Origin of the sequence: Faecalicatena contorta (assembly GCF_003149105.1) — a bacterium.
Classification (GTDB): domain Bacteria; phylum Bacillota; class Clostridia; order Lachnospirales; family Lachnospiraceae; genus Muricomes; species Muricomes contortus_C.
This window is the reverse complement of sequence record NZ_QGDS01000001.1, coordinates 657,482-677,519: the sequence shown is the minus strand read 5'-3', so window position 1 is coordinate 677,519 and position 20,038 is coordinate 657,482. Positions and strand designations below refer to the sequence as shown.

At 42.9% G+C, this 20,038-nt stretch carries 23 protein-coding genes; 22 read left to right on the top strand and 1 reads right to left on the bottom strand.

Features of this window, described 5'->3' with window-relative positions:
- The first annotated feature begins 24 nt into the window (after positions 1-24).
- The 22 genes from A8805_RS03210 (at position 25) to A8805_RS03105 (ending at position 19,250) form a co-directional block, all read left to right on the top strand.
- Complete coding sequence (locus A8805_RS03210; protein WP_109708746.1) at positions 25-1,035, top strand: flagellar motor switch protein FliM; 1,011 nt, start codon at positions 25-27, stop codon at positions 1,033-1,035.
- A 45-nt stretch (positions 1,036-1,080) separates the two neighbouring features.
- The gene (locus A8805_RS03205; RefSeq protein ID WP_109708745.1) at positions 1,081-1,443 is read left to right on the top strand and encodes a response regulator; all 363 of its coding nucleotides are present in this window, start codon (positions 1,081-1,083) and stop codon (positions 1,441-1,443) included.
- A gap of 16 nt (positions 1,444-1,459) precedes the next feature.
- Entirely contained in the window at positions 1,460-1,894 is a 435-nt protein-coding gene (gene flgC, locus A8805_RS03200; protein ID WP_109708744.1) for a flagellar basal body rod protein FlgC, read from the top strand.
- 36 nt (positions 1,895-1,930) lie between these two features.
- Entirely contained in the window at positions 1,931-3,340 is a 1,410-nt protein-coding gene (gene fliN / locus A8805_RS03195) for a flagellar motor switch protein FliN (RefSeq protein WP_109708743.1), read from the top strand.
- 12 nt (positions 3,341-3,352) lie between these two features.
- Positions 3,353-3,691 carry a FliO/MopB family protein gene (locus A8805_RS03190; RefSeq protein ID WP_109708742.1) on the top strand — a complete coding sequence of 113 codons (339 nt, stop codon included), beginning with the start codon at positions 3,353-3,355 and terminating at the stop codon, positions 3,689-3,691.
- A gap of 4 nt (positions 3,692-3,695) precedes the next feature.
- On the top strand, positions 3,696-4,358 hold the full coding sequence (gene fliP, locus A8805_RS03185; protein ID WP_109708741.1) for a flagellar type III secretion system pore protein FliP: 663 nt from the start codon (positions 3,696-3,698) through the stop codon (positions 4,356-4,358).
- Between the two features lie 17 nt (positions 4,359-4,375).
- Positions 4,376-4,636, top strand: coding sequence for a flagellar biosynthetic protein FliQ (locus tag A8805_RS03180; protein ID WP_109708815.1), 261 nt, complete (start codon positions 4,376-4,378; stop codon positions 4,634-4,636).
- A gap of 10 nt (positions 4,637-4,646) precedes the next feature.
- Positions 4,647-5,417, top strand: a complete 771-nt coding sequence (gene fliR / locus A8805_RS03175; RefSeq protein ID WP_109708740.1) for a flagellar biosynthetic protein FliR — start codon at positions 4,647-4,649, stop codon at positions 5,415-5,417.
- Between the two features lie 18 nt (positions 5,418-5,435).
- The gene (flhB, locus tag A8805_RS03170) at positions 5,436-6,497 is read left to right on the top strand and encodes a flagellar biosynthesis protein FlhB (protein ID WP_109708739.1); all 1,062 of its coding nucleotides are present in this window, start codon (positions 5,436-5,438) and stop codon (positions 6,495-6,497) included.
- A 3-nt stretch (positions 6,498-6,500) separates the two neighbouring features.
- Positions 6,501-8,567, top strand: coding sequence for a flagellar biosynthesis protein FlhA (gene flhA / locus A8805_RS03165; RefSeq protein ID WP_109708738.1), 2,067 nt, complete (start codon positions 6,501-6,503; stop codon positions 8,565-8,567).
- A gap of 21 nt (positions 8,568-8,588) precedes the next feature.
- The gene (locus A8805_RS03160) at positions 8,589-9,416 is read left to right on the top strand and encodes a sigma-70 family RNA polymerase sigma factor (protein ID WP_109708737.1); all 828 of its coding nucleotides are present in this window, start codon (positions 8,589-8,591) and stop codon (positions 9,414-9,416) included.
- Positions 9,397-10,149, top strand: coding sequence for a flagellar hook-basal body protein (locus A8805_RS03155; protein WP_109708736.1), 753 nt, complete (start codon positions 9,397-9,399; stop codon positions 10,147-10,149). The genes A8805_RS03160 and A8805_RS03155 overlap by 20 nt, the downstream gene beginning before the upstream one ends.
- A 10-nt stretch (positions 10,150-10,159) precedes the next feature.
- Positions 10,160-10,870 carry a flagellar hook-basal body protein gene (locus A8805_RS03150; protein ID WP_109708735.1) on the top strand — a complete coding sequence of 237 codons (711 nt, stop codon included), beginning with the start codon at positions 10,160-10,162 and terminating at the stop codon, positions 10,868-10,870.
- Between the two features lie 26 nt (positions 10,871-10,896).
- Positions 10,897-11,523: a chemotaxis protein CheC gene (locus A8805_RS03145; RefSeq protein WP_109708734.1), complete on the top strand. Its 627-nt coding sequence runs from the start codon at positions 10,897-10,899 to the stop codon at positions 11,521-11,523.
- Complete coding sequence (locus A8805_RS03140) at positions 11,516-11,998, top strand: chemotaxis protein CheD (RefSeq protein ID WP_109708733.1); 483 nt, start codon at positions 11,516-11,518, stop codon at positions 11,996-11,998. Before A8805_RS03145 ends, A8805_RS03140 begins: the two co-directional genes overlap by 8 nt.
- 51 nt (positions 11,999-12,049) lie before the next feature.
- A complete protein-coding gene (locus A8805_RS03135) occupies positions 12,050-12,964 on the top strand; it encodes a chemotaxis protein (protein ID WP_109708732.1) in 915 nt (304 codons plus the stop codon).
- Positions 12,965-14,284 (top strand): EAL and HDOD domain-containing protein, encoded by a 1,320-nt coding sequence (locus tag A8805_RS03130; RefSeq protein WP_109708731.1) that lies wholly within the window; start codon positions 12,965-12,967, stop codon positions 14,282-14,284.
- 61 nt (positions 14,285-14,345) lie between these two features.
- On the top strand, positions 14,346-15,119 hold the full coding sequence (locus tag A8805_RS03125) for a ParA family protein (RefSeq protein ID WP_109708730.1): 774 nt from the start codon (positions 14,346-14,348) through the stop codon (positions 15,117-15,119).
- A 15-nt stretch (positions 15,120-15,134) separates the two neighbouring features.
- On the top strand, positions 15,135-15,944 hold the full coding sequence (locus A8805_RS03120; RefSeq protein WP_109708729.1) for a late competence development ComFB family protein: 810 nt from the start codon (positions 15,135-15,137) through the stop codon (positions 15,942-15,944).
- A gap of 87 nt (positions 15,945-16,031) precedes the next feature.
- On the top strand, positions 16,032-18,446 hold the full coding sequence (gene fliD / locus A8805_RS03115; RefSeq protein ID WP_109708728.1) for a flagellar filament capping protein FliD: 2,415 nt from the start codon (positions 16,032-16,034) through the stop codon (positions 18,444-18,446).
- Positions 18,447-18,465: 19 nt separating this feature from the next.
- Positions 18,466-18,831 carry a flagellar export chaperone FliS gene (gene fliS, locus A8805_RS03110; RefSeq protein ID WP_109708727.1) on the top strand — a complete coding sequence of 122 codons (366 nt, stop codon included), beginning with the start codon at positions 18,466-18,468 and terminating at the stop codon, positions 18,829-18,831.
- On the top strand, positions 18,828-19,250 hold the full coding sequence (locus tag A8805_RS03105) for a hypothetical protein (protein ID WP_109708726.1): 423 nt from the start codon (positions 18,828-18,830) through the stop codon (positions 19,248-19,250). Before fliS ends, A8805_RS03105 begins: the two co-directional genes overlap by 4 nt.
- 69 nt (positions 19,251-19,319) lie before the next feature.
- Here the strand turns inward: A8805_RS03105 and A8805_RS03100 are convergent, their stop codons facing one another.
- A complete protein-coding gene (locus A8805_RS03100) occupies positions 19,320-20,027 on the bottom strand; it encodes a C39 family peptidase (protein WP_109708725.1) in 708 nt (235 codons plus the stop codon).
- Positions 20,028-20,038: the final 11 nt, after the last annotated feature.

The window sequence follows — 20,038 nt, the reverse complement described above, 5'->3', positions numbered from 1 at the left end:
TTATAAAACTACAGGAGTAAGAGTATGGCAGAAGTATTATCCCAAAGTCAGATAGACGCATTGTTGAATTCTATGATGAGTAGTGATGCAGACAATGCTTCTGAACCACAAAAGGAGCCAGAGAAGACTTGGAAAAAGTATGATTTTTCGAGTCCTAAAAAGTTTACAAAAGATAAGTTAAAATTAATCAAAGGTATTTATGATAATTACACGCGGCTTGCGTCTTCAAGAGTAAATGGAATCCTGAGGGCAAACTGTGAGATGGAGGTCATAACTGTGGAGGAACAGCGTTATCACGAGTTCAATAACGCTCTGACTGATAATGATGTAATGACATTGATGCCTTTGAACCTTCCGGATGACTCAAAAGCCCCCCCTGTTTTGGTTCATGTGAGCCAAAAGCTGATGATTAATATGATCGACAGGATGTTAGGCGGAAGAGGGGATGATGATATAATAGATTCTTCTTACAGCTATACGGAAATTGAAATTGCCCTGTACGAAAAGATGATGCAATATCTTCTTGGAGTGACTAAGGATGCATGGAACAATTACATCAAGGTCGGCATGGGAGAGCTAAGCTTAGAGACAAATCCCGGACTGTACCAGGAAATCAGCCTGGAGGAGCCGGTGGCAATCATTCTGATTAATGTAAAGATGGGTGAAATAGAGGGAAAAATTACAATTTGTATCCCGGGAAACCTGTTAACAAATATATTCTCAATTATTGATAAGCGGAAGCATGTGGCAGGACTTTATGATGAAGGTATTGCCAACGCTCAGGAAATCATTATGGGAAGGCTAAAGAAAAGTTCGCTGGAAATGCGTGCCGAGCTTAGTGAAGCGAAACTGAGCTTACAGGATGTATGCAGCCTCAAGGTAGGGGATGTCATAGATATGAATAAAGGAAAAGATATGGATATTACATTATATGTGGAGGAGCATCCATGGTTTAAGGGAACGCTTGGGGCACATAAGAAGAATGCTGCAGTCAGAATAGAAGAGCGGCTTAATATGGCAGTACCAGCAGAATAATTTCTGTTGTGTAAATAAAATCATCAAAGAAAGAGGTAAAAACAAATGGCAAAGATTATGGTAGTAGATGATGCGGCGTTCATGCGCATGATGGTGAAGGATACCCTGTCAAAAGGAGGATATACGGATGTATGTGAGGCCAGTGACGGTGTGGAAGCGCTGCAGATGTATAAGGATGTTAAGCCGGAACTTGTACTGATGGATATCACAATGCCTAATATGGATGGGTTGGAATGCCTGAAAGCGATTAAGGCACATGATGCAAATGCTACAGTAGTTATGTGTTCCGCAATGGGGCAGGAGACTATGGTTATTGAAGCTATCAAATCAGGGGCAAAGGATTTTATTGTAAAGCCTTTTAAACCAACCCGTATCCTGGATACAGTATCAAAAATAATTGATCAATAATTAAGGGGGGAACGGTATGTCTTTTTTAAGTTCTCTGAATATTAGTGCGACTGGCATGACAGCACAGCGGCTGCGTCTGGATGTCGCAGCGGAAAATATTGCCAATATTGAAACGACCAGAACCGAGGATGGGACTCCATACCGCAGAAAACTGGTGGTTTTAGAATCGAAAGATGATTTCCGTACGGTGCTGAACAAGGCAATGGGCAAAACAACTTCAAATGGCGGAGTTGAGGCCACTGCAATTGTGGATGATGCTACAGAGCTAAAAGCAGTGTACAACCCGGAACATCCGGATGCCGACGACCAGGGGTATGTCAGGATGCCCAATGTGGATGTCGTACAAGAAACAACAGATGCAATGGCGGCTACACGTTCATATGAAGCGAACATTACTGCGTTTAATGCTGTAAAGCAGATGGCACAGAAGGCGTTAGAAATAGGAAAATAAAGAGTGGCTTGGCATTGCCGGAAAGAGAGTTAACGAATGGACAATAAGAAATTAAGTTCAATGGAAATAGACGCCATAGGAGAAATACTAAATATTAGTCTCGGCGCTTCAGCGACGGCTATTTCTACAATGCTGGATGCACGGGTAGATATTACAACTCCGGTTGTTAAGATCCAGAAGGAGGAAGAATTTGAGTTCAATCATCTGGAGCCGGCCGTTGGGGTAGAAATCGTTTACATAGAGGGTCTTACAGGAAGTAATATCATGCTTCTGAAACGCAATGATGTGCGGGTCATCGTTGAAATGCTGATGGGCATGGAGATACCGGAAGAAGACTTTGAACTAGATGAAATGAATATAAGCGCTATCTGTGAGGTTATGAACCAGATGATGGGAGCCTCTGCAACCGCACTTTCAGAATTGCTGGGAAGAACAGTAAATATTTCGACTCCGCAATCTTTTGAGGTTGCAAGTGCAAACCAGTTTAAAGAGAAGTATTTTAAAGACGAGGGAGTAATGGCTGTAATTGGATTCACAATCCAAATTGCAGATAAACTGAAAAGTGAGTTTATGAACCTTATGCCCATAGGACTTGCACATGAATTAGTTGCCGGGTTCTTTGCTGATGGAGTGCCTGATATAGTAGAAGAGCCGCAGAAAACTGTTCCTGTGGTTACGTCGATTCAGGAGCAGGTACAGGTGGATGCACCTCAGCCAGAAGAGCTTACCGGACAGGTACAGACAGATGCACCAGGAGTTCAGCCTGGAAATGGACAGACACAGGCAGATGTATCCGGGATTCAGCCTGGAAACGTACAGGTACAGGCAGATGTATCTGGGATTCAGCCTGGAAACGTACAGGTACAGACAGACACATCTCAGTTGCAGCCCGGAAACGGACAGATACAGACAGATGCATTCCAGTCGCAGTTGATGGGGGGGCAGCCTCAAAGTGCACCAGTTCAGGTACCAGGCATGGCAGCACAGATGCCGCCAGTAAATCAGCAGAATTCTGAGGCTATTACAGGCATGATGGATTTAATGCGCCAGCAAATGCAGCAGATGCAGCAAATGCAGGCTCAGATTCAGCAGATGCAGCAGGGACGTGCTCCGAAAAAGATAGGGGTTAATCCTGCACCGCGGCCGAACTTAGCGACAAACGCAGACAGTCAGCCCAGTCAGGAGGAACAGGATGCAAATATGGAATTAATTATGGGAGTACCCCTTGATGTTTCCGTAGAGATTGGACGGACAAGAAAACTGGTGAAGGACATTTTGGATCTGAATAAAGGCTCACTGGTAGTTCTTGATAAACTTGCAGGGGAACAAGTGGATTTGTTTGTAAACGGGCAGTGCATCGCAAAAGGGGATGTAGTAGTAGTCGATGATAATTTTGGTATCCGTATCACAGAGATTCTGAAAGAAGAGATTGCATTGCTTGAATAGGGGAGTATACATATGTTTGATGGAATAACTACGGCACTGGGCTCTCTACTGATTATCGGTGTAATTCTCTACCTGGCGTATGTCTCTTCAAAGCATATCGGCAGAACAGGAAAAATTAGCGGAAGAACACAGTATATGAAGATGGTGTCCCAGCTTCCGGTCGGGCAGTATGGGACTCTTGCCATTGTTCAGACGGGAAAGAGTTACCTTTTATTGGGGATGACCTCCTCTCAGATTACTGTGCTGGATAAGTTTGATGAATTAGAAGAACTGGATGACAGCATAGGAGATGCTTTGGAAATCCCGAATTTTAAACAGCAGTTGGAAAGACTGACAAAAAGAAAGAAGTAAATACATGGATACAAATTCTTTAATTAACATAAATGGGGATCAAGTCCCTTCCCTGGAAATAATTGTCATGATGACAGTTTTAATGCTTCTTCCGTCTATTGTTGTCATGATGACTTCCTTTGTCAGAATTATCATTATTCTTTCTTTCACGAGGAATGCACTGGGAATACAACAGACACCGCCCAACATGGTGCTGACGGGGATTGCGTTATTTCTGACATTATTTATCATGAATCCGGTAATTCAGGATATCAATACGGATGCATACCAGCCGTATAAAACTGGTGAGATTACACAGCAGGAAGCACTGAATAGAGCTGCGGTTCCTATGAAGGAATTTATGCTAAAGCAGACAGAAAACAGCAGCCTGAATATGTATATAGATATGGCGGGGATTGAGGAGACAATGGAAGCTCCCGATTTGCCTCTGACTGTTATTATTCCGTCTTTTATGACCAGTGAACTGAAACGGGGATTTATGGCCGGATTATTATTGTTTATTCCATTTCTCCTGATTGATATTATTGTATCTAGTACATTGATGTCTATGGGAATGATTATGCTGCCCCCTGCAACCATCGCATTACCGTTCAAATTGTTATTATTTGTCACACTGAACGGATGGGAGCTGCTATTTTCTACTATAGTAAAAAGCTTTAATTACTGACAGGAGGAAGAAGGATGCTGACAACCGGAGAAATTATGGACCTGATGTATCAGCTGTTTGTTATGGCTGTGAAACTTGGGGGGCCGATATTAATTATCAGTATGGTAGTGGGAATTGTCATTTCTATTCTTCAGGCCGCGACACAGATTCACGAGCAGACTCTGACATTTGTGCCGAAATTGATTGTAATAGGCGTGCTGCTTGTTGTGATGGGCGACAGTATGTTAAAGTCGCTGCAGGAATTTACTCAGCAGATATTTCTTCTGATAGCAGGTTAGGAGGAGTAACATGTCTTTGACAGGCACACCGGAGTTTGTGTTATTTACATTGATTCTAATGAGAATGTCTGGTTTTGTTTTCTTGAACCCTGTTCTTGGCAGAAGAACTATACCGGCAGTATTTAAGACCGGATTGGTATTTGTACTTGCCATTGGAATATACCCCTCTGCTCAGGTGCCGGACGTAGATGTCACATCGGCAATTGTGTATGGTGTACTCCTGTTAAAGGAATTTGCATTGGGATACCTTGTGGGATTCGTGATGCAGCTTTTCGACATGGTGGTTACTTATGCGGGATCAGTGATAGATTTTCAGATGGGATTGTCTATGTCTACTGTGTATGATGCACAGAACGGCACACAGGTAGCTATGACCGGAAATATACTGCAGATATATTATCTTTTACTGTTTTTTGCAGTCGACGGGCATCTGGCACTAATTAAGATATTAGCTGAATCAGGAAATGTTGTGCCCTATGCCGGTGTTGTGCTGGGAACGGATGCAGCGCAGTCCATGCTGAATATATTTATACAATGTATCGTTTTGGCAGTAAAATTGTCATTTCCGATTATAGCATTTGAATTTTTGATGGAAATTGCAACGGGGCTTTTGATGCGGATTATCCCGCAGATTAACCTTTTTGTAGTAAGCATTCAACTTAGGGTAATATTGGGGATTATTATGATGGTTTTCATGATATCACCGGCAGGAGATTTCCTGAGCAGACTTATTACAGATATGATGCAGACAATACAGGATATATTGAGGCTTGCAGGGTAATTAAGGGAGGGATATTGTTTGGCCGCAGATTCAAAAACCGAAAAAGCCACCCCGAAAAAAAGGCGTGATGAAAGAAAAGAGGGAAATATTTTTCAGAGCACGGATGTTGTTAACATTGTGTTTGTCTTTGTCTCTTTTTATGCGTTAAAGCAGCTTGCTCCTTATATTTTGGGTACGATTACACAATTCATGAAACGGTTTCTGGAATTAGCCGGGAGCGTAAATGAATTAAACCAAAATAATGTAGGGGAATATGGAAGAGAATTTATGCTGGCATCCGCAAAGACAATATTACCCTTTGCGTTTATCTGTATGACGGTGGGAGTGATTATGCATGGGATTCAGACCCGCTTTCTTTTCACCGCAAAGAATTTTTACCCGAAATTCAACCGGATAAGCCCTATGCAGGGGATAAAAAAACTTTTTTCACTAAAAAATGCAACAGAACTTATAAAAAATATTTTAAAAGTAATTGTACTTATTGTAATTCTTTACAATCTGCTAAAAGCAGATGCAGAAACAGTAATGCGTACCATGGATATGTCTGTTTCAGGTTCAATCGCGCATATGTTTGACTTGATGATGACGATGATTATCAGGGTTTCTATGGTATTTACAGTAATTGCCCTTTTTGACTATCTGTTCCAGAGATGGGACTATGAGCGTAAAATTCGCATGTCGAAGCAGGAAGTAAAAGAGGAATTTAAACAGACGGAAGGAAATCCGGAAATTAAAGGGCGGATTCGTGATTTACAGAGGCAGCGGGCCAGAATGAGAATGATGCAGGCGGTTCCGGCGGCGGATGTTATTATCCGTAACCCTACGCACTTTGCAGTTGCACTCTCTTATGATACAGATAAGAACAACGCACCTATTGTGGTTGCGAAGGGGCAGGACGAGCTTGCCCTTAGGATTGTCAGAATCGGAGAGGAACACAATGTTGCGGTCATAGAGGATAAACCTCTTGCCAGGGGTCTGTATGCACAGACAGAGGTAAACCATGAGATACCGATGGAATACTATGGTGCAGTAGCAGAGGTTCTGGTATTTGTATATAAGATGAACAAGAAGATGAGGTAAAGCATGAAGCGGTTGTTAAATAACTCAGTGGCTCTTTTCGTAATAGTCATTGTTTTGCTCTTGATTATTCCCATGCCTCCATTTATTTTGGATGTCATGATTATTATAAACATATCTATATCCATGATTATTCTTTTAATCAGTATGAATATAAAAGAACCCCTGGAGTTTTCCATATTCCCGTCACTTTTGCTGATAACAACCCTTTTCAGGCTGGGAATCAATGTTTCTTCAACCAGAAATATTTTATCCAACCAGGGTCAGGCAGGACGGGTCATCCATTCATTTGGTGACTTTGTACTAAAAGGGAATATTATTGTTGGATTTATTATTTTCTTTATTATTGTATTAGTTCAGTTTATCGTTATTACGAAGGGTGCGGAACGTGTGGCAGAGGTTGCTGCCAGATTTACATTGGACGCTATGCCCGGTAAGCAGATGGCAATTGATGCGGATTTAAGTTCCGGACTGATCAGTGAGCAGGATGCCCGGATACGAAGAAGCAAAATACAGCGAGAAGCCGACTTTTACGGTGCCATGGATGGTGCCACAAAAATAGTCAAGGGTGATGCAATTATGTCTATCATCATCACCATAATCAACCTGATTGGCGGCTTCGCTATGGGTATATTACTTTCAGGAATGGAGCTTTCACAGGCCCTTTCAGTCTATTCCATTGCAACGGTAGGTGATGGTCTGGTTTCTCAGATTCCGGCGCTCTTGATATCCACCTCCACCGGTATGATTGTAACAAGAGCTGTCTCAGAAGGCAGTCTGAATGAAGATGTGTCACAGCAGTTTCTTGCCCAGCCCAGGGCGATTATGATAACAGGCGGTGTTCTTCTGGTTCTGATGCTTGTACCGGGGATGCCTAAGATTCAGATGGGAATTCTGGGGGGCTTCCTTATTATTGGTGGTTACAGGCTTAGCAGGAAGATAGAAGAAAATGTGGTTCTCCAGGAACAGGCCGCAGAGCAGGCGGCGGAAATGTCCAGTGCGCCTGTGACAGAAGAAGAGTATTATAAAGACATCAATAATATCTATTCCCTGATTGAGGTAGAACCGATTGAGATGGAATTTGGATATAGCCTGATCTCCCTGGTGGATGAATCAAGCGGAGGTAAGATGATTAACCGTATTGTGATTTTCCGCAGACAATACGCACAGGACATGGGATTTGTGATTCCTTCGGTCAGACTGCGGGATAGTTCCAGTCTGAATACAAACCAGTATCTCATTAAAATAAGAGGGGAAGAAGTTGCCAAAGGAGAAATCCTGGTAGATCACTATCTGGCACTGGAGCCATCTACTCCTTCCGGACAGATTGATGGTATAGAGACAATTGAGCCTGCATATGGAATTCCAAGTAAGTGGATATTGCCTGAAAATAAGGAGATGGCAGAGATTTACGGTTATACGGTCATTGATCCCCTGTCGGTTATGATTACCCACCTTTCAGAGACAATTAAACAGCATGCCTATGAACTACTGAACAGGCAGGAAGTGAACCAACTGCTTGAAAATCTGAAGAAATCAGCGCCGGACCTTGTAGAGGAAGTGGTGCCCAACCTAATGTCCTATGGTAATTTCCAGAAAATATTAGTTAATCTGTTAAAAGAGGGAATCCCAATCAAGGCGATGGAGACAATTTTGGAAACCATTGCAAATACCAGTGTTCCCGGAGAAGATATCACAAAGGTGACAGAGAGAATCCGAATAGCGCTCAAAAGAACGATTACCAGAAGGTTCTGTGTGGGCGGACAGATGAGAGTAGTGACCCTGGATGCAGAACTGGAAAAGACGCTTGTCCAGTGTCTGGCTAAGGGTGAGCAAGGTGTCTATCTGGCGGTAAGCCCGGATGTCATGCAGAGTGTGCTGACCCAAGTAGGTGAGGAAGTCAAAAAGTTTCAGGAAATATCCCAGGAGATTATCATTCTCACAAGCCAGGTAATCCGTGTATATTTGTACCAGATGCTTGAGCAGTTCTATCCGTCGGTACATGTGCTGGCATTTAATGAGATAGCTGATAATGTGCAGATTCAGGCAATTGGGAATATCAAACAGGAATAAGGCGATAAAAAGGGGACAGGCATGGGAGAAACAAAAGAACAAAGCAAAGTGCTGACCGACTATACAAATGAAGAGCTTCTCACACTTTATCAAAAAACAGGCGAACTTGAGATTAAGAAGGAATTGGCGCTTCGATACCTCTATATTGTGAAAAGCATTGCCATACAGATGAGAGATGTTTATGTTGGATTTACGCAGATGGAAGATATTGTGAACGAAGGTGTTCTGATGCTGATGACTGCCATTGATAAATTTGATGCGGATAAAAACGCCAAATTTGAAACTTATGCATCAAGACGAATCCGTGGAATGATTATTGACATTGCCAGAAAGCAGGACTGGGTTCCGCGTACAGTCCGGAAAAACCTGAGGGATATCAATGAAGTATCTTCAAAGTTCTATTCGGAACATGGGAGACCCCCTTCAGTGGAAGATCTGGCAGAACGCATGGAAATGGAACCTCAGAAAATCAGAAGTGTAATGGGAAAGGCAAGTTTGTCTTCGGTTTTGTCTTTGGATATGATTCTGGAAGAGACGAGTGAGCGGTACAGGGCAGTCCAAATACCTTCTGACAAAAAAGATGAGCAGCCGGAAGAGCGGTTCATGGAACAAGAGTTCAGGAACACTCTTGCGGAAGCAATACGCTCCCTGAAAGAAAAAGAACAAATGGTGATTTCTTTATATTACGTAGAAGAATTAAATATGAAGCAGATTGCGTCGATAATAAATGTAAGCGAACCAAGAGTATCCCAGATACATGCAAGCGCAGTCGGGAAACTTAGAGAATACATAGAAAAAAGCAATGGAAGTGAAAAAAAGGAGGAATCGTATGTTTCAGGGATTTTATAATCTGACATCCGGTATGCTGACACAGACAAGAAACCTGAATGTCATCAGTAATAATATGACAAATGTTTCTACAAGCGGTTATAAAAGTGAGAAGTTTGTGTCAAAAACATTCCAGGAGGAGCTTATTTACAGAAGCGGGAATAAGGACAAGAGCAATCCTGTGCCTATAGGATATATGAACCGTATTGTGACTGCAGACCGCAATTACACAGATTATACGAAGGCTGGATATAAAAGTACAACCAGCAGCCTGGATTTTGCACTGGACTCTGATGGGTTTTTCAGTGTACAGGGAGCTGATGGTACGGTATATACAAGAAATGGTTCCTTTTCTCTTGATGATGCCGGTTATCTTTGCCTGCAGGGTGTAGGAAGGGTACTTGGTGTAAATGGGCCTATTTATCTGGGCACTGACAAAGTTGTTGCTGATTCCACAGGAAACATCTATACTGAAAATGGAAATACTTATCTGGGCAGACTCTCGGTTGTAGATTTCCAGAATAAGGATGAGCAGCTGACAAGAGGAGCAGACGGTACATTTACGGCTAATGCACAGGGAAATGCTGTCAATGGGGCAGTTATCCATAAGGCGCTGGAATATTCAAATGTAGACACTGTAAAAGAGATGACAGAGATGATGAGCAGCCAGAGGATATTGCAGAGCAATGCACAGGTTCTAAAAATGTACGACCAGTTGACAGGAAAAATCGTGTCACAATTAGGTCCGTTATAGGAGGAATAGAATGGATACTTCATTTTACACAGCGGCGCGGGGCGCCAGGACTCAGCAGGAAAAAATGAATGTGATATCCAATAATATCGCAAACGTAAATACAATAGGGTATAAATCAAAGAGCCCTGTCTTTTTGGAGCTGATGCATTATAATATGCGTGCAGAAGAGGGGGAAAACACACAGCTGACAGCTGGTGCAGGTGCGGTGGTGAACCACACGAACACAAATTTTGCCGGGGCCGGCTTTCAGCCCGGAAGCGGAGACTATGATTTTGCAATATCCGGGGAAGGGTTTTTCATGCTGAGAGACCCTGCCGGCGGGGATGCATTTTATACAAGGAACGGACAGTTTTCACTTTCCAGGAGGCAGGATGGGTTTTATTTGGTTTCCGACTCAGGAAAGCTGGTACTGGATGCCAACCGGAATCCAATCCGGTTTGTGAATGGTCAAATACAGGGGACTCCCGGAATCTATACATTTCAAAATACGGATGGTATGGTAAGTACTGGAACGAATGAATTTCAGCCTTTGGCAAAGAACGGAGCGGCTGTCTTGAGTACCGGTGCCCGCCTTACCGAGGGATATCTGGAAATGTCCAATGTAGACATGGCAGATGAAATGTCAAACACCATTGAGGCATCCAGGGCATACTCCCTGGTACTGAAGATGATTCAGACATCGGATGAAGTAGAACAGACTGTAAATGGCTTGAGAGCATAAATATAGGGGGAGGATGCACAGACAAAATGGAAATTAAAAATTATGATGATATAGGGGATCTTGCACTTGATGTAATCCGGGAGGTAGGAAGCATTGGAACCGGGAATGCGGCAACAGCCGTTTCAGAACTTTTGTCGGCAAATGTCAGAATTAAACTTCCTGATGTTAAGATTGCAGGGTTCAATGAATCAATGACAATGCTGGGCAACCCGGAGGAGCCTGTAGCAGCTATACTTGTGCAGATGTCCGGGGATATGAATGGGATCATGCTGTTTCTGCTGAGAATGGATTTTATCAATGCAGTGCTGGGAACGATGCTGGGGGAGACGGTTTCAGATTATACGGAACTTGATGAGTTGGAGATTTCTGCGCTTACCGAAGTGGGAAATATCATAATATCCTCTTATGTGAATGCTTTGTCAGGCCTGGCAGGGCTGGACATCGATTTGTCTGTGCCGGCGATTTCGATTAATATGCTGGGAGGAATTCTCAGTGTTCCTATGATAGAACTTGGATACGAAACAAATAAGATTATGATTATATCAGGAAAGTTTATTCTGAATCAGCAGCAGCTAGACAGCAGCCTGCTGATGCTGCCGGATATCCGCTCCCTGAATAAGTTGATTACAAAGTTGGTGGCAGGACATGAATAAAGAGGTAACAGTTGGAATTGCAGATATGAAGATTGTGCGGCAGGAGGGGACATTGATTACTTATGCCCTGGGTTCCTGCATCGGAATCAGTTTTTATGATCCTATGATTAAGCTTACCGCCCTTCTGCATATTATGCTGCCTAAGTGCTCCAATCCGTCAGACACTCAGATTTTTAAGTTTGCGGATACGGGGATTCAGGAGACACTCCGCAGGATGTCTGTATTTGGAGGAGTGAAAAGCCGGTACATATGTAAAATAGCCGGGGGGGCTAGAATGTTTGAAGTACTGGGAAGCAGTTCCCTGGCAAATATTGGAGAGAAAAATATTGAAAGCGTAAGAAATATCCTGCTAAAGGAGCAGATTAGCCTGACCCGCCAGGATGTGGGCAGTAATTATGCGAGAACCATGCGCGTTGCTGCGGAAACAGGAACAGTGAGTATACATACTTATGGAAAACAAGATATTATAATGTGAACGCAGTACAAGTAATGAAACATGATAAAAAGGAAAGCGAGGAGCATGCAAATGGCAAAGACAGAAATTCTGCTGGAATCAGGCACAAATGAAATTGAGATTATGGAATTCACAATACACAATGAGTTGTATGGAATCAATGTGGCAAAAGTAAGAGAGATTATGATGTCTGACAAGGTAAAGCCAATACCTCATTCACATGAAGCAGTGGAAGGTATATTTAAACCAAGGGATACCATGCTTACGGTGGTGGATCTTCCATACTATCTGACAGGTCAGGAGACTCAGCCGGGGGTAAAGGACTTATTTATGATAACAAATTTCAATAAGATGCACATCGCTTTCCGTGTCCACACTGTGGAAGGAATTCAGAGAATATCCTGGACAGACATTAAGAAACCGGACAAAACACTGAGCAAAGGTGGCGAAGAAGGACTTGCAACAGGCATTGCACAGTGTGGGAAAGATTTGGTTACAATACTGGACTTTGAGAAGATTGTGGCAGACATCGCCCCTGAAACCGGAATACAGATGGATGAAGTAAAAGGGTATACAGGAACTGACAGAAGCAAGTATTCCATCCTTTTGGCTGAAGACTCTATCTTGCTTACCAGAATGATTGAATCTTCCCTGAATAAGGCAGGGTACAGGAACATTGTAAAATGTAATAATGGAAAAGAGGCATGGGACTATCTGGAATCTATCAAAGATGGCAGTTTGGAAGAAAAAATTGATTTGATTATCACTGATATTGAAATGCCCCAGATGGACGGCCACAGGCTGACAAAGCTGGTGAAGTCGGATGAGGCATTAAAACGGCTGCCCCTTATTATTTTCTCTTCTTTGATTTCTCCTGAAATGGAGTTGAAAGGAAAGGAACTAGGCGCTGATGAACAACTGTCAAAACCAGATATCGGGCATCTTGTAGATGTAATAGATGGCCTTTTGCGGAGAGGGAAAGTATAAATGGATAGATGTGTAGTTAGAAGAGCTATCAAGGAGACACGTACAGGAAAAGTGATAGGCTATGAATTATTGTTTCAAGGAAGCCAGGACACTCTTTTTGCTCAGCCTGAAACGTCTGCTGCAGATATGATTTCAAATTTCCTAATGAGTAACAGTAATAAATTTGTGAGTGATAAGATAATGTTTATTACGTTCACATCTTCACTCTTATTTAGAAATACTCCGAAAATGTTTGAGCCGGACAAAGTGATTATACAGATTGATGATAACCTGGTTGTAAACCCTCTGGCAAAACCAGTTATCCGGAAATACCGCCGGGCAGGCTACCAATTTGCGGTAAATGATTTTCAATTTTCTCTAAGATATCTTGAGATGCTGGATGATGTAAGCTATATACGTTTCGATATGCGGAGGAAGGAACTTTATGAGGATAAAAAGGAACGCAGTACCTTAAAAAATATCATAAGTATGGCCAAAGGCATTGATAAGAAATGTATTGCCACAAATATTGATTCCAAAGAAATCTATGATTATGCCGTTGATTTAGGTGTGGATTATCTGGAGGGAGATTACATAGCGCGTACACTTGTCACAAAAGTAGATCGGGTGACATATATGAAAGGGAACTTTTTCCAGCTCCTCGTTGAGGTATCCAAACCGGAGCCTGATATTGCTGAGATCGAACGGATTATCAGCCGGGATGCAGGATTAACGTTCACTCTTTTAAAACTGGTTAACTCTGCGTATTTTGCCCTCAGAAGAAGGACATCTTCTATACGGCAGGCATTGGTTACACTGGGAATCGGACAGCTCAGGCAATGGGTATATATGCTGAGTTTCAGACAGGATGCAGGAGATCCGGCTGCAGAGGAGCTTCTGAAAATTTCATTTTTAAGAGCAAAGTTTGCATTTGAACTTGTAAATTATGTAAAGAACTGTCCGATTACAAATAATGAAGCCTATATGATGGGAATGTTTTCTACAATGGAATATATGGTGGATGCTACAATGGAAGAGATTTTGGAAAGAATTCCATTGAATCCGGCTGCAAAAGCCGCTCTTATAAGTGGGGAAGGAGCCGCAGGAAGTGTCTACAAGCTGATTCTGGCATATGAGAAGGCCGACTGGAAAGAAAGCAAATCTCTATCCGAGGAACTGGGGGTTCCCACCTATCTCCTTGCACAGATTTATATTGATTGTGTGGAAAATGTAAATTCAATCTGGAATACTCTGACAACAGAATATGTAAGAAAAGGGGAAAAGCCTCTATTTTCTGAAAGAACTGACAGTATAGAGCATTTGGAAGATGTATTAAGGTAGAGAAGATATACTTATTGAACTATGGATGATCAATAAGGCATGATAATGTGGAGGTATTAAAGTGGCAGTAACAATTGTATTGACAAATCAAAAGGGCGGTGTCGGAAAGACAACTTCTTCTGCGGCCCTTGCAGTAGGTCTGCATCAGTCAGGTCATAAGGTCTTAGCTGTGGATTTGGATTCTCAGGGGAATCTGGGTTTTAGCCTTGGACTGGATATTGAAAAAGGACACACGGTATATGAGGTGTTGAAAGGAGAAATATCAGTCAAAGATGCAATCCGTCACACGGAAGATTATGTGGACATCCTTGCTTCAAATATTCTGTTAAGCGAAGCAGAATTACTTCTTACAGACAGTGACAGACAGTTTCAGCTCAAGAATATACTTCATGAGGTCAGCGATGATTATGACTATATTGTTATTGATACTCCTCCTGCATTAAACATATTAACTGTAAATGGATACACAGCAGCAGATTATCTCGTCATACCGATGGCGGCTGAGATATTGAGCCTTGTAGGACTTATCCAGCTTAAAGAAACCATTGAAGGGGTACAGGCGACTATGAATCCAAGATTGAATGTGCTGGGTATTCTTATGACGAAATATAATAGAAGAACGAAACTGTCAAAAGAAGTGTTGGAGATGGCTCAGACTGTGGCGTCCCAAATTGGAACGAAAGTCTTTGAGGCAAAGATTCGTAATGGAGTTGCTGCTGCTGAGGCACCGGCACATGGTCTAAGCATTTTTGATTATGCTCCAAGAGCAAATCCTACTATAGACTACCGGGAATTTGTAAAGGAAGCAGTTCGGAATATGAGTAAAGGTGCGTAGGAGGGAGCTACAAAGATGGCGAAAAGAACAAATAAGACGAATCATGTACTGAACCTGTTGTCAGGCAGCGAAGATAAGAAAGAAAGTAAAAAGGTGCAGGACACAAGCCCTCTCCCTCCGGTAGATCCCGAAAGTTCAGTCTCTGTGATTGATTCGGTGGATGAAGAGGCAAAATTAGCTGATACAATAAGAAAGTCTTTGGAAACAGAGATGGAAGAGGAAAAGGCAGAAGAGCCCAGGCCAGAACTGGAAGAGGCAGAAGCCATCCAGCCGGAACTGGAAGAGGAAAAGGTAGAAGACACTCAGCCGGAACTGGAAGAGGAAAAGGTAGAAGACACTCAGCCGGAACTGGAAGAGGAAAAGGTAGAAGAGTCCAAGCCAGAACTGGAAGAGGAAAAGGTAGAAGACACTCAGCCAGAATTGGAAGAGGAAACGGCGGACGAATCCACGCTGGAGCAGAAAGAGGAAAAAACAGGGGAATCTCAACCTGAATCTATACAGAAAGATGTACAAAAGACTCAGAAAGAGTGTGATGACGAGGAATTTGACAAAGGGTTTGTGTTTGTAAATGTCATGGAGAGGCTCGTTGAGGAAAAGGTAGTCAATTATATGAAACAATTTGGGGTATGTACTTGCTCACACTGCAAAGCAGATGTAATGGCACTTGCGCTGACAAAGCTTCCGTCGAAGTATGTGGTGGTAAATAAGGCGACCGTTTCTCCCCTTATCAACTTTTATGCTAATAAATACGCAGGCCAGATTACCGTTGAAATTACAAAAGCCTGTATCCGGGTGAATGAAACTCCGCACCATAACAGAGATTAAAAGAGGACACTTAATTTTTCCCGCAGATGCGCCGATAATCAGGTATGAGCAAATAAAGAATTTTTTATAGAATAAGGAGTGGATACTATGGCATCGATTAATGGATTAAGTGGTACTACATCATCCGGAATGAACTCGGCAAACTCAATTAAGGGATACGGCGGATTAGCCAGCGGGCTTGACCGGGATGAGCTGATTAAGAATATGACATATGCTACAAGGAGCAAGATTGCGGCGCAGAAGCAGAAATTGCAGACTTTCCAGTGGCAGCAGAGCTCAATACAGAATATTACAAATAAGCTGTATGAGTTCTCTAACAAATACATGTCTTACTCATCCCCGTCAAATCTCAGTTCAAGTAAGTTGTTTTCTAGGAATCTGATAACAGCACTTGGAGAGAATAGTAAATATTTGTCCGTAAGCGGAAGCGGAGTTTCGGCAGATACTATTTCAGTTCTGGGAGTGAAGAGCCTTGCAAAAAATGCACAGATATCATCTGTTACTTCAGCTTCTGACCAAACATTAAGTACAGGCAGTATTGCAAAAGGCTTAAATGAAATGGTGGATGTAGATGCTGTGTCCGGTGAATCTTTGTTCCTCACCTATGGCACAAAGAGCTATACCGTGACATTGAGTAGCAGTTATGATTACAGTAGTGTGGATAAGACAGTAGAGTCTATGAACAAGATATTGTCAAATGTATCAATTGGGTCAGGCAGGACACTGGCTGATGTTATGCAAGTGGAGAAAGATAGTGTTAACGGACATGTAAAATTTGTCAATGTAGACAATGAAAATACAGGGAACTCATTGCAGGTTTCTGGGAGCACAGGTGATCTTCTTGCGGACCTTGGATTTGAAGACGCGTTTACATCAAATACGGCGATTACAAAAGAGGGTCGGACCGCAGGAAAAGAGGCACAGCTTACAGCAAACGTTTCAACCAGAGCGGCGTTAAGCGGGAAGGAAATCAGTTTTGCCTATAATGGAACTGTAAAGTGGATTAAGCTGGAAAATTATGCTGAGGGTTCTACGCTGACGAATGTCCAGAGTGATATTCAGAAGAAGCTGGATGAGGCATTCGGGAAGAATCGGATAAAGGTGGAGTTTGACCCAGTGGGTGAGACTTCATCCACGGCATCTTTAAAATTTACCACTACAATACCAGGTGGAGGTTTGGATGACAGCTCTACGTTGGCTATTACTGCGGCAGACAGGGGAATCCTGGGAAATGACAGTATATTTGGTATTAAGAGCGGAGAATCTAACCGTGTAAATCTTTCGTCTAAAATTGCAGATTCCGGACTGATGAGCGGTAAAGGATTTACTCCCACTTCTACAGACATGATAATAAGAAATAACGGTGTAGAGGTAGACTTAAGCACATTGAAGGATTCAAAAGGCAACGAATTGTCATGGGATAGTTCTATCAGTGATATTATCAATGCTATTAACAATACAAAAGAGCTTGGAATCACGGTTTCTTACCAGTCAAATTCGGATAAGTTTGTGATACAGTCCACAGAACAGGGAGCAAGCGGCACGATTGAATTATCAGGTGAGCTGGCTGACGTACTATTTGGAGCGGAGATTGCGGGTAAAGAAGTAAAAGGGCAGGATGCAGTGATTCGTGTAAAATATGCCGGTTCCGATATGGAGACGGAAGTTACACGGGGAAGCAATACAATGTCAATTGACGGCATGAATATTACTGTAAAGAATACTTTTGGATATGACGGCACAGGCAATTATATAGCAGGAACTGAAGCAGTCACATTTGATGCCAAGGTGGATGTGGATGCTACCGCCACCGTTGTGAAGGAAATGATAGATGCTTACAATGAAGTAGTTGCTCTGATTCACGGTGAAGTAAATCAGAAGCCGGACAGGGCCTACAATCCTCTTACCGACGAGCAGAAGGAGGAGATGTCTGAAAGCCAGATTGAGAAATGGGAAACAGAGGCTAAGAAGGGACTTCTCTTTAATGATACAGATATGAGGGGATTGGCTGACGGACTTCGTTTTATCATACCAAACAGCCTCAGGGCCGAATTTGAAAAGATGGGAATTACGGTGTCCACAAACTATGCGGATAATGGTAAGCTCGTGTTTAATGAGACGGAGTTTAAAGCTGCTTTGGGGAAAGATCCGGATGCAGTGAAAAATGCATTTACTGCCGCTGCATCAAAGAATGAAGATGGAACAACGAATTCTGGAGGTCTGATGACATCCATGAAGACGGTTATGGACCGCTATGCATCTATGACAGGCTCTACGAAGGGAATATTAGTAGAACGCGCCGGTTCCTCTTATGCCCCCACATCAGTGCTGCAAAACGGCATACAGAAGCAGATAGATGATATCAATGATTATATTGACAGATTGAAAGATAAGCTGGCAATGGAACAAGACAGATATGTTTCACAGTTTACTGCATTAGAGACGCTGATATCTCAGATGAATTCTCAGAGCAGCTATTTGATGTCTATGTTTAGTTCATAAAAAGAAGGTAGGATAAAACATGAACGGGAATGGATACCAACAATATAAAGAGCAGTCAGTTATGACTATGACACAGGGAGAACTGCTTCTTTTGCTTTATGACGAGCTGCTGAAACGGTTAAAACGTGCAGAGATTGCATTAGGAATAGAGAATTATGAGCTGTTTGAGCAATCTGTAGGGCGCTCTGTAGAGATTGTAAATTATCTGAAGGGTACGCTGAATCATAATTATTCAATCAGTATGGAATTGGGAAATATGTATGACTTCTTTATTTATGAGCTGAGCAGACTGCAGGCAGGAAGAAAAAAGGAAACCATACAGGAGCTGCAGCCATTGGTGAAAGATCTGCGGGATGCATTTGCGGCGGCGGAGAAGGCAGTATGAGAGAAGGGTATATGAAGGAGCTGCTGTCTGCTGTCCTGACGGAGATGCAGAAAAAGTACCGTTATATGAATGAAGTGCAGCGGCTTACAAAGGAGCTTGGCGAAGGTCTCTCCAGTGACGATAAACTGGTGACTCGTATGGTGCTTGAGATGAGAGGAAAGGAGCTGGAGAAAATCAGCAATTGTGATGCAGGTATCCAGCGACTTCTTTCCAATACGGATGAGGACGTACAGGAGAGAGTGTGTGCAGTTCTGGGAGGAGATGCACCTGCGGATGTTCCGGATGAGGATGAGAATGCGGTGTGGAAGCAAATTGCAGACACAATACAGGCAACGAAACGTATCTGGGGACAGACTGTTGAGATTGACAGAATATTAAGCAGCCGTCTTGCAGGCGGCGACTCTTATTACCGTAAATGATAAAACCTTCGGAATTACAGACCCGCCGTAATTTCGAAGGCTTTTTACTTTATAGGAAAATACATCATTTTATGGTTTTGACAATACCCATATAGGACCGCCATTTTTTGCATATGCACTGAGCTGACTAATCAGGGTTTCGGCGGGCCAGTGCATACCGGAGCGTTCCTCGCTTGCCGGGTCTGCAACTAATATGGCACCATTTTCGTCATATCCGTATGCTACAATAAAATGTCCCGAGTCGGAAAAATCCCCCGGCCCCATAAGGAGCACCAGAAGTTTGTCAAATGACAGGGCAGACCGGAACGCATCGGGAGTAAGCTGGGAAAGTTTTTCCACACGCAGCCCATAGCTTGCAGCACCGTTTGGAATTAGAGCATGTACAGAACCATTATTGGGGGAATAACATCCGTTTGCAGCCGACCACTGGGCTGCATCAACAGGAGTGATTACCGTATCTGAGAGTGAACTGACAGCCATGGCAAGGGCCACAGGTCCGCAGCCGTGGGTGGACATAGGGTCTATCCCTCCGTACAGGTAGCTGCTCCAGGCAGGATCATGCTGGCTGTATCTGGTAATGGAGATTGTATGACCTTTGGGTTCATCGTCTTTTTTTACAGTTACGGCAGACACATCTTCCTGCCGGGAAAGTTTTACGGAATTTGTCAAGACTTCCGGTTCTTTAGACTGAACATGCCGGGTGACCGGTGAGGACAAGACAAATACGCTGAGAAATGTGATAAAAAATACAGTAAAAATCCGCTTTAAAAGTTTCATAGTATCCTCCT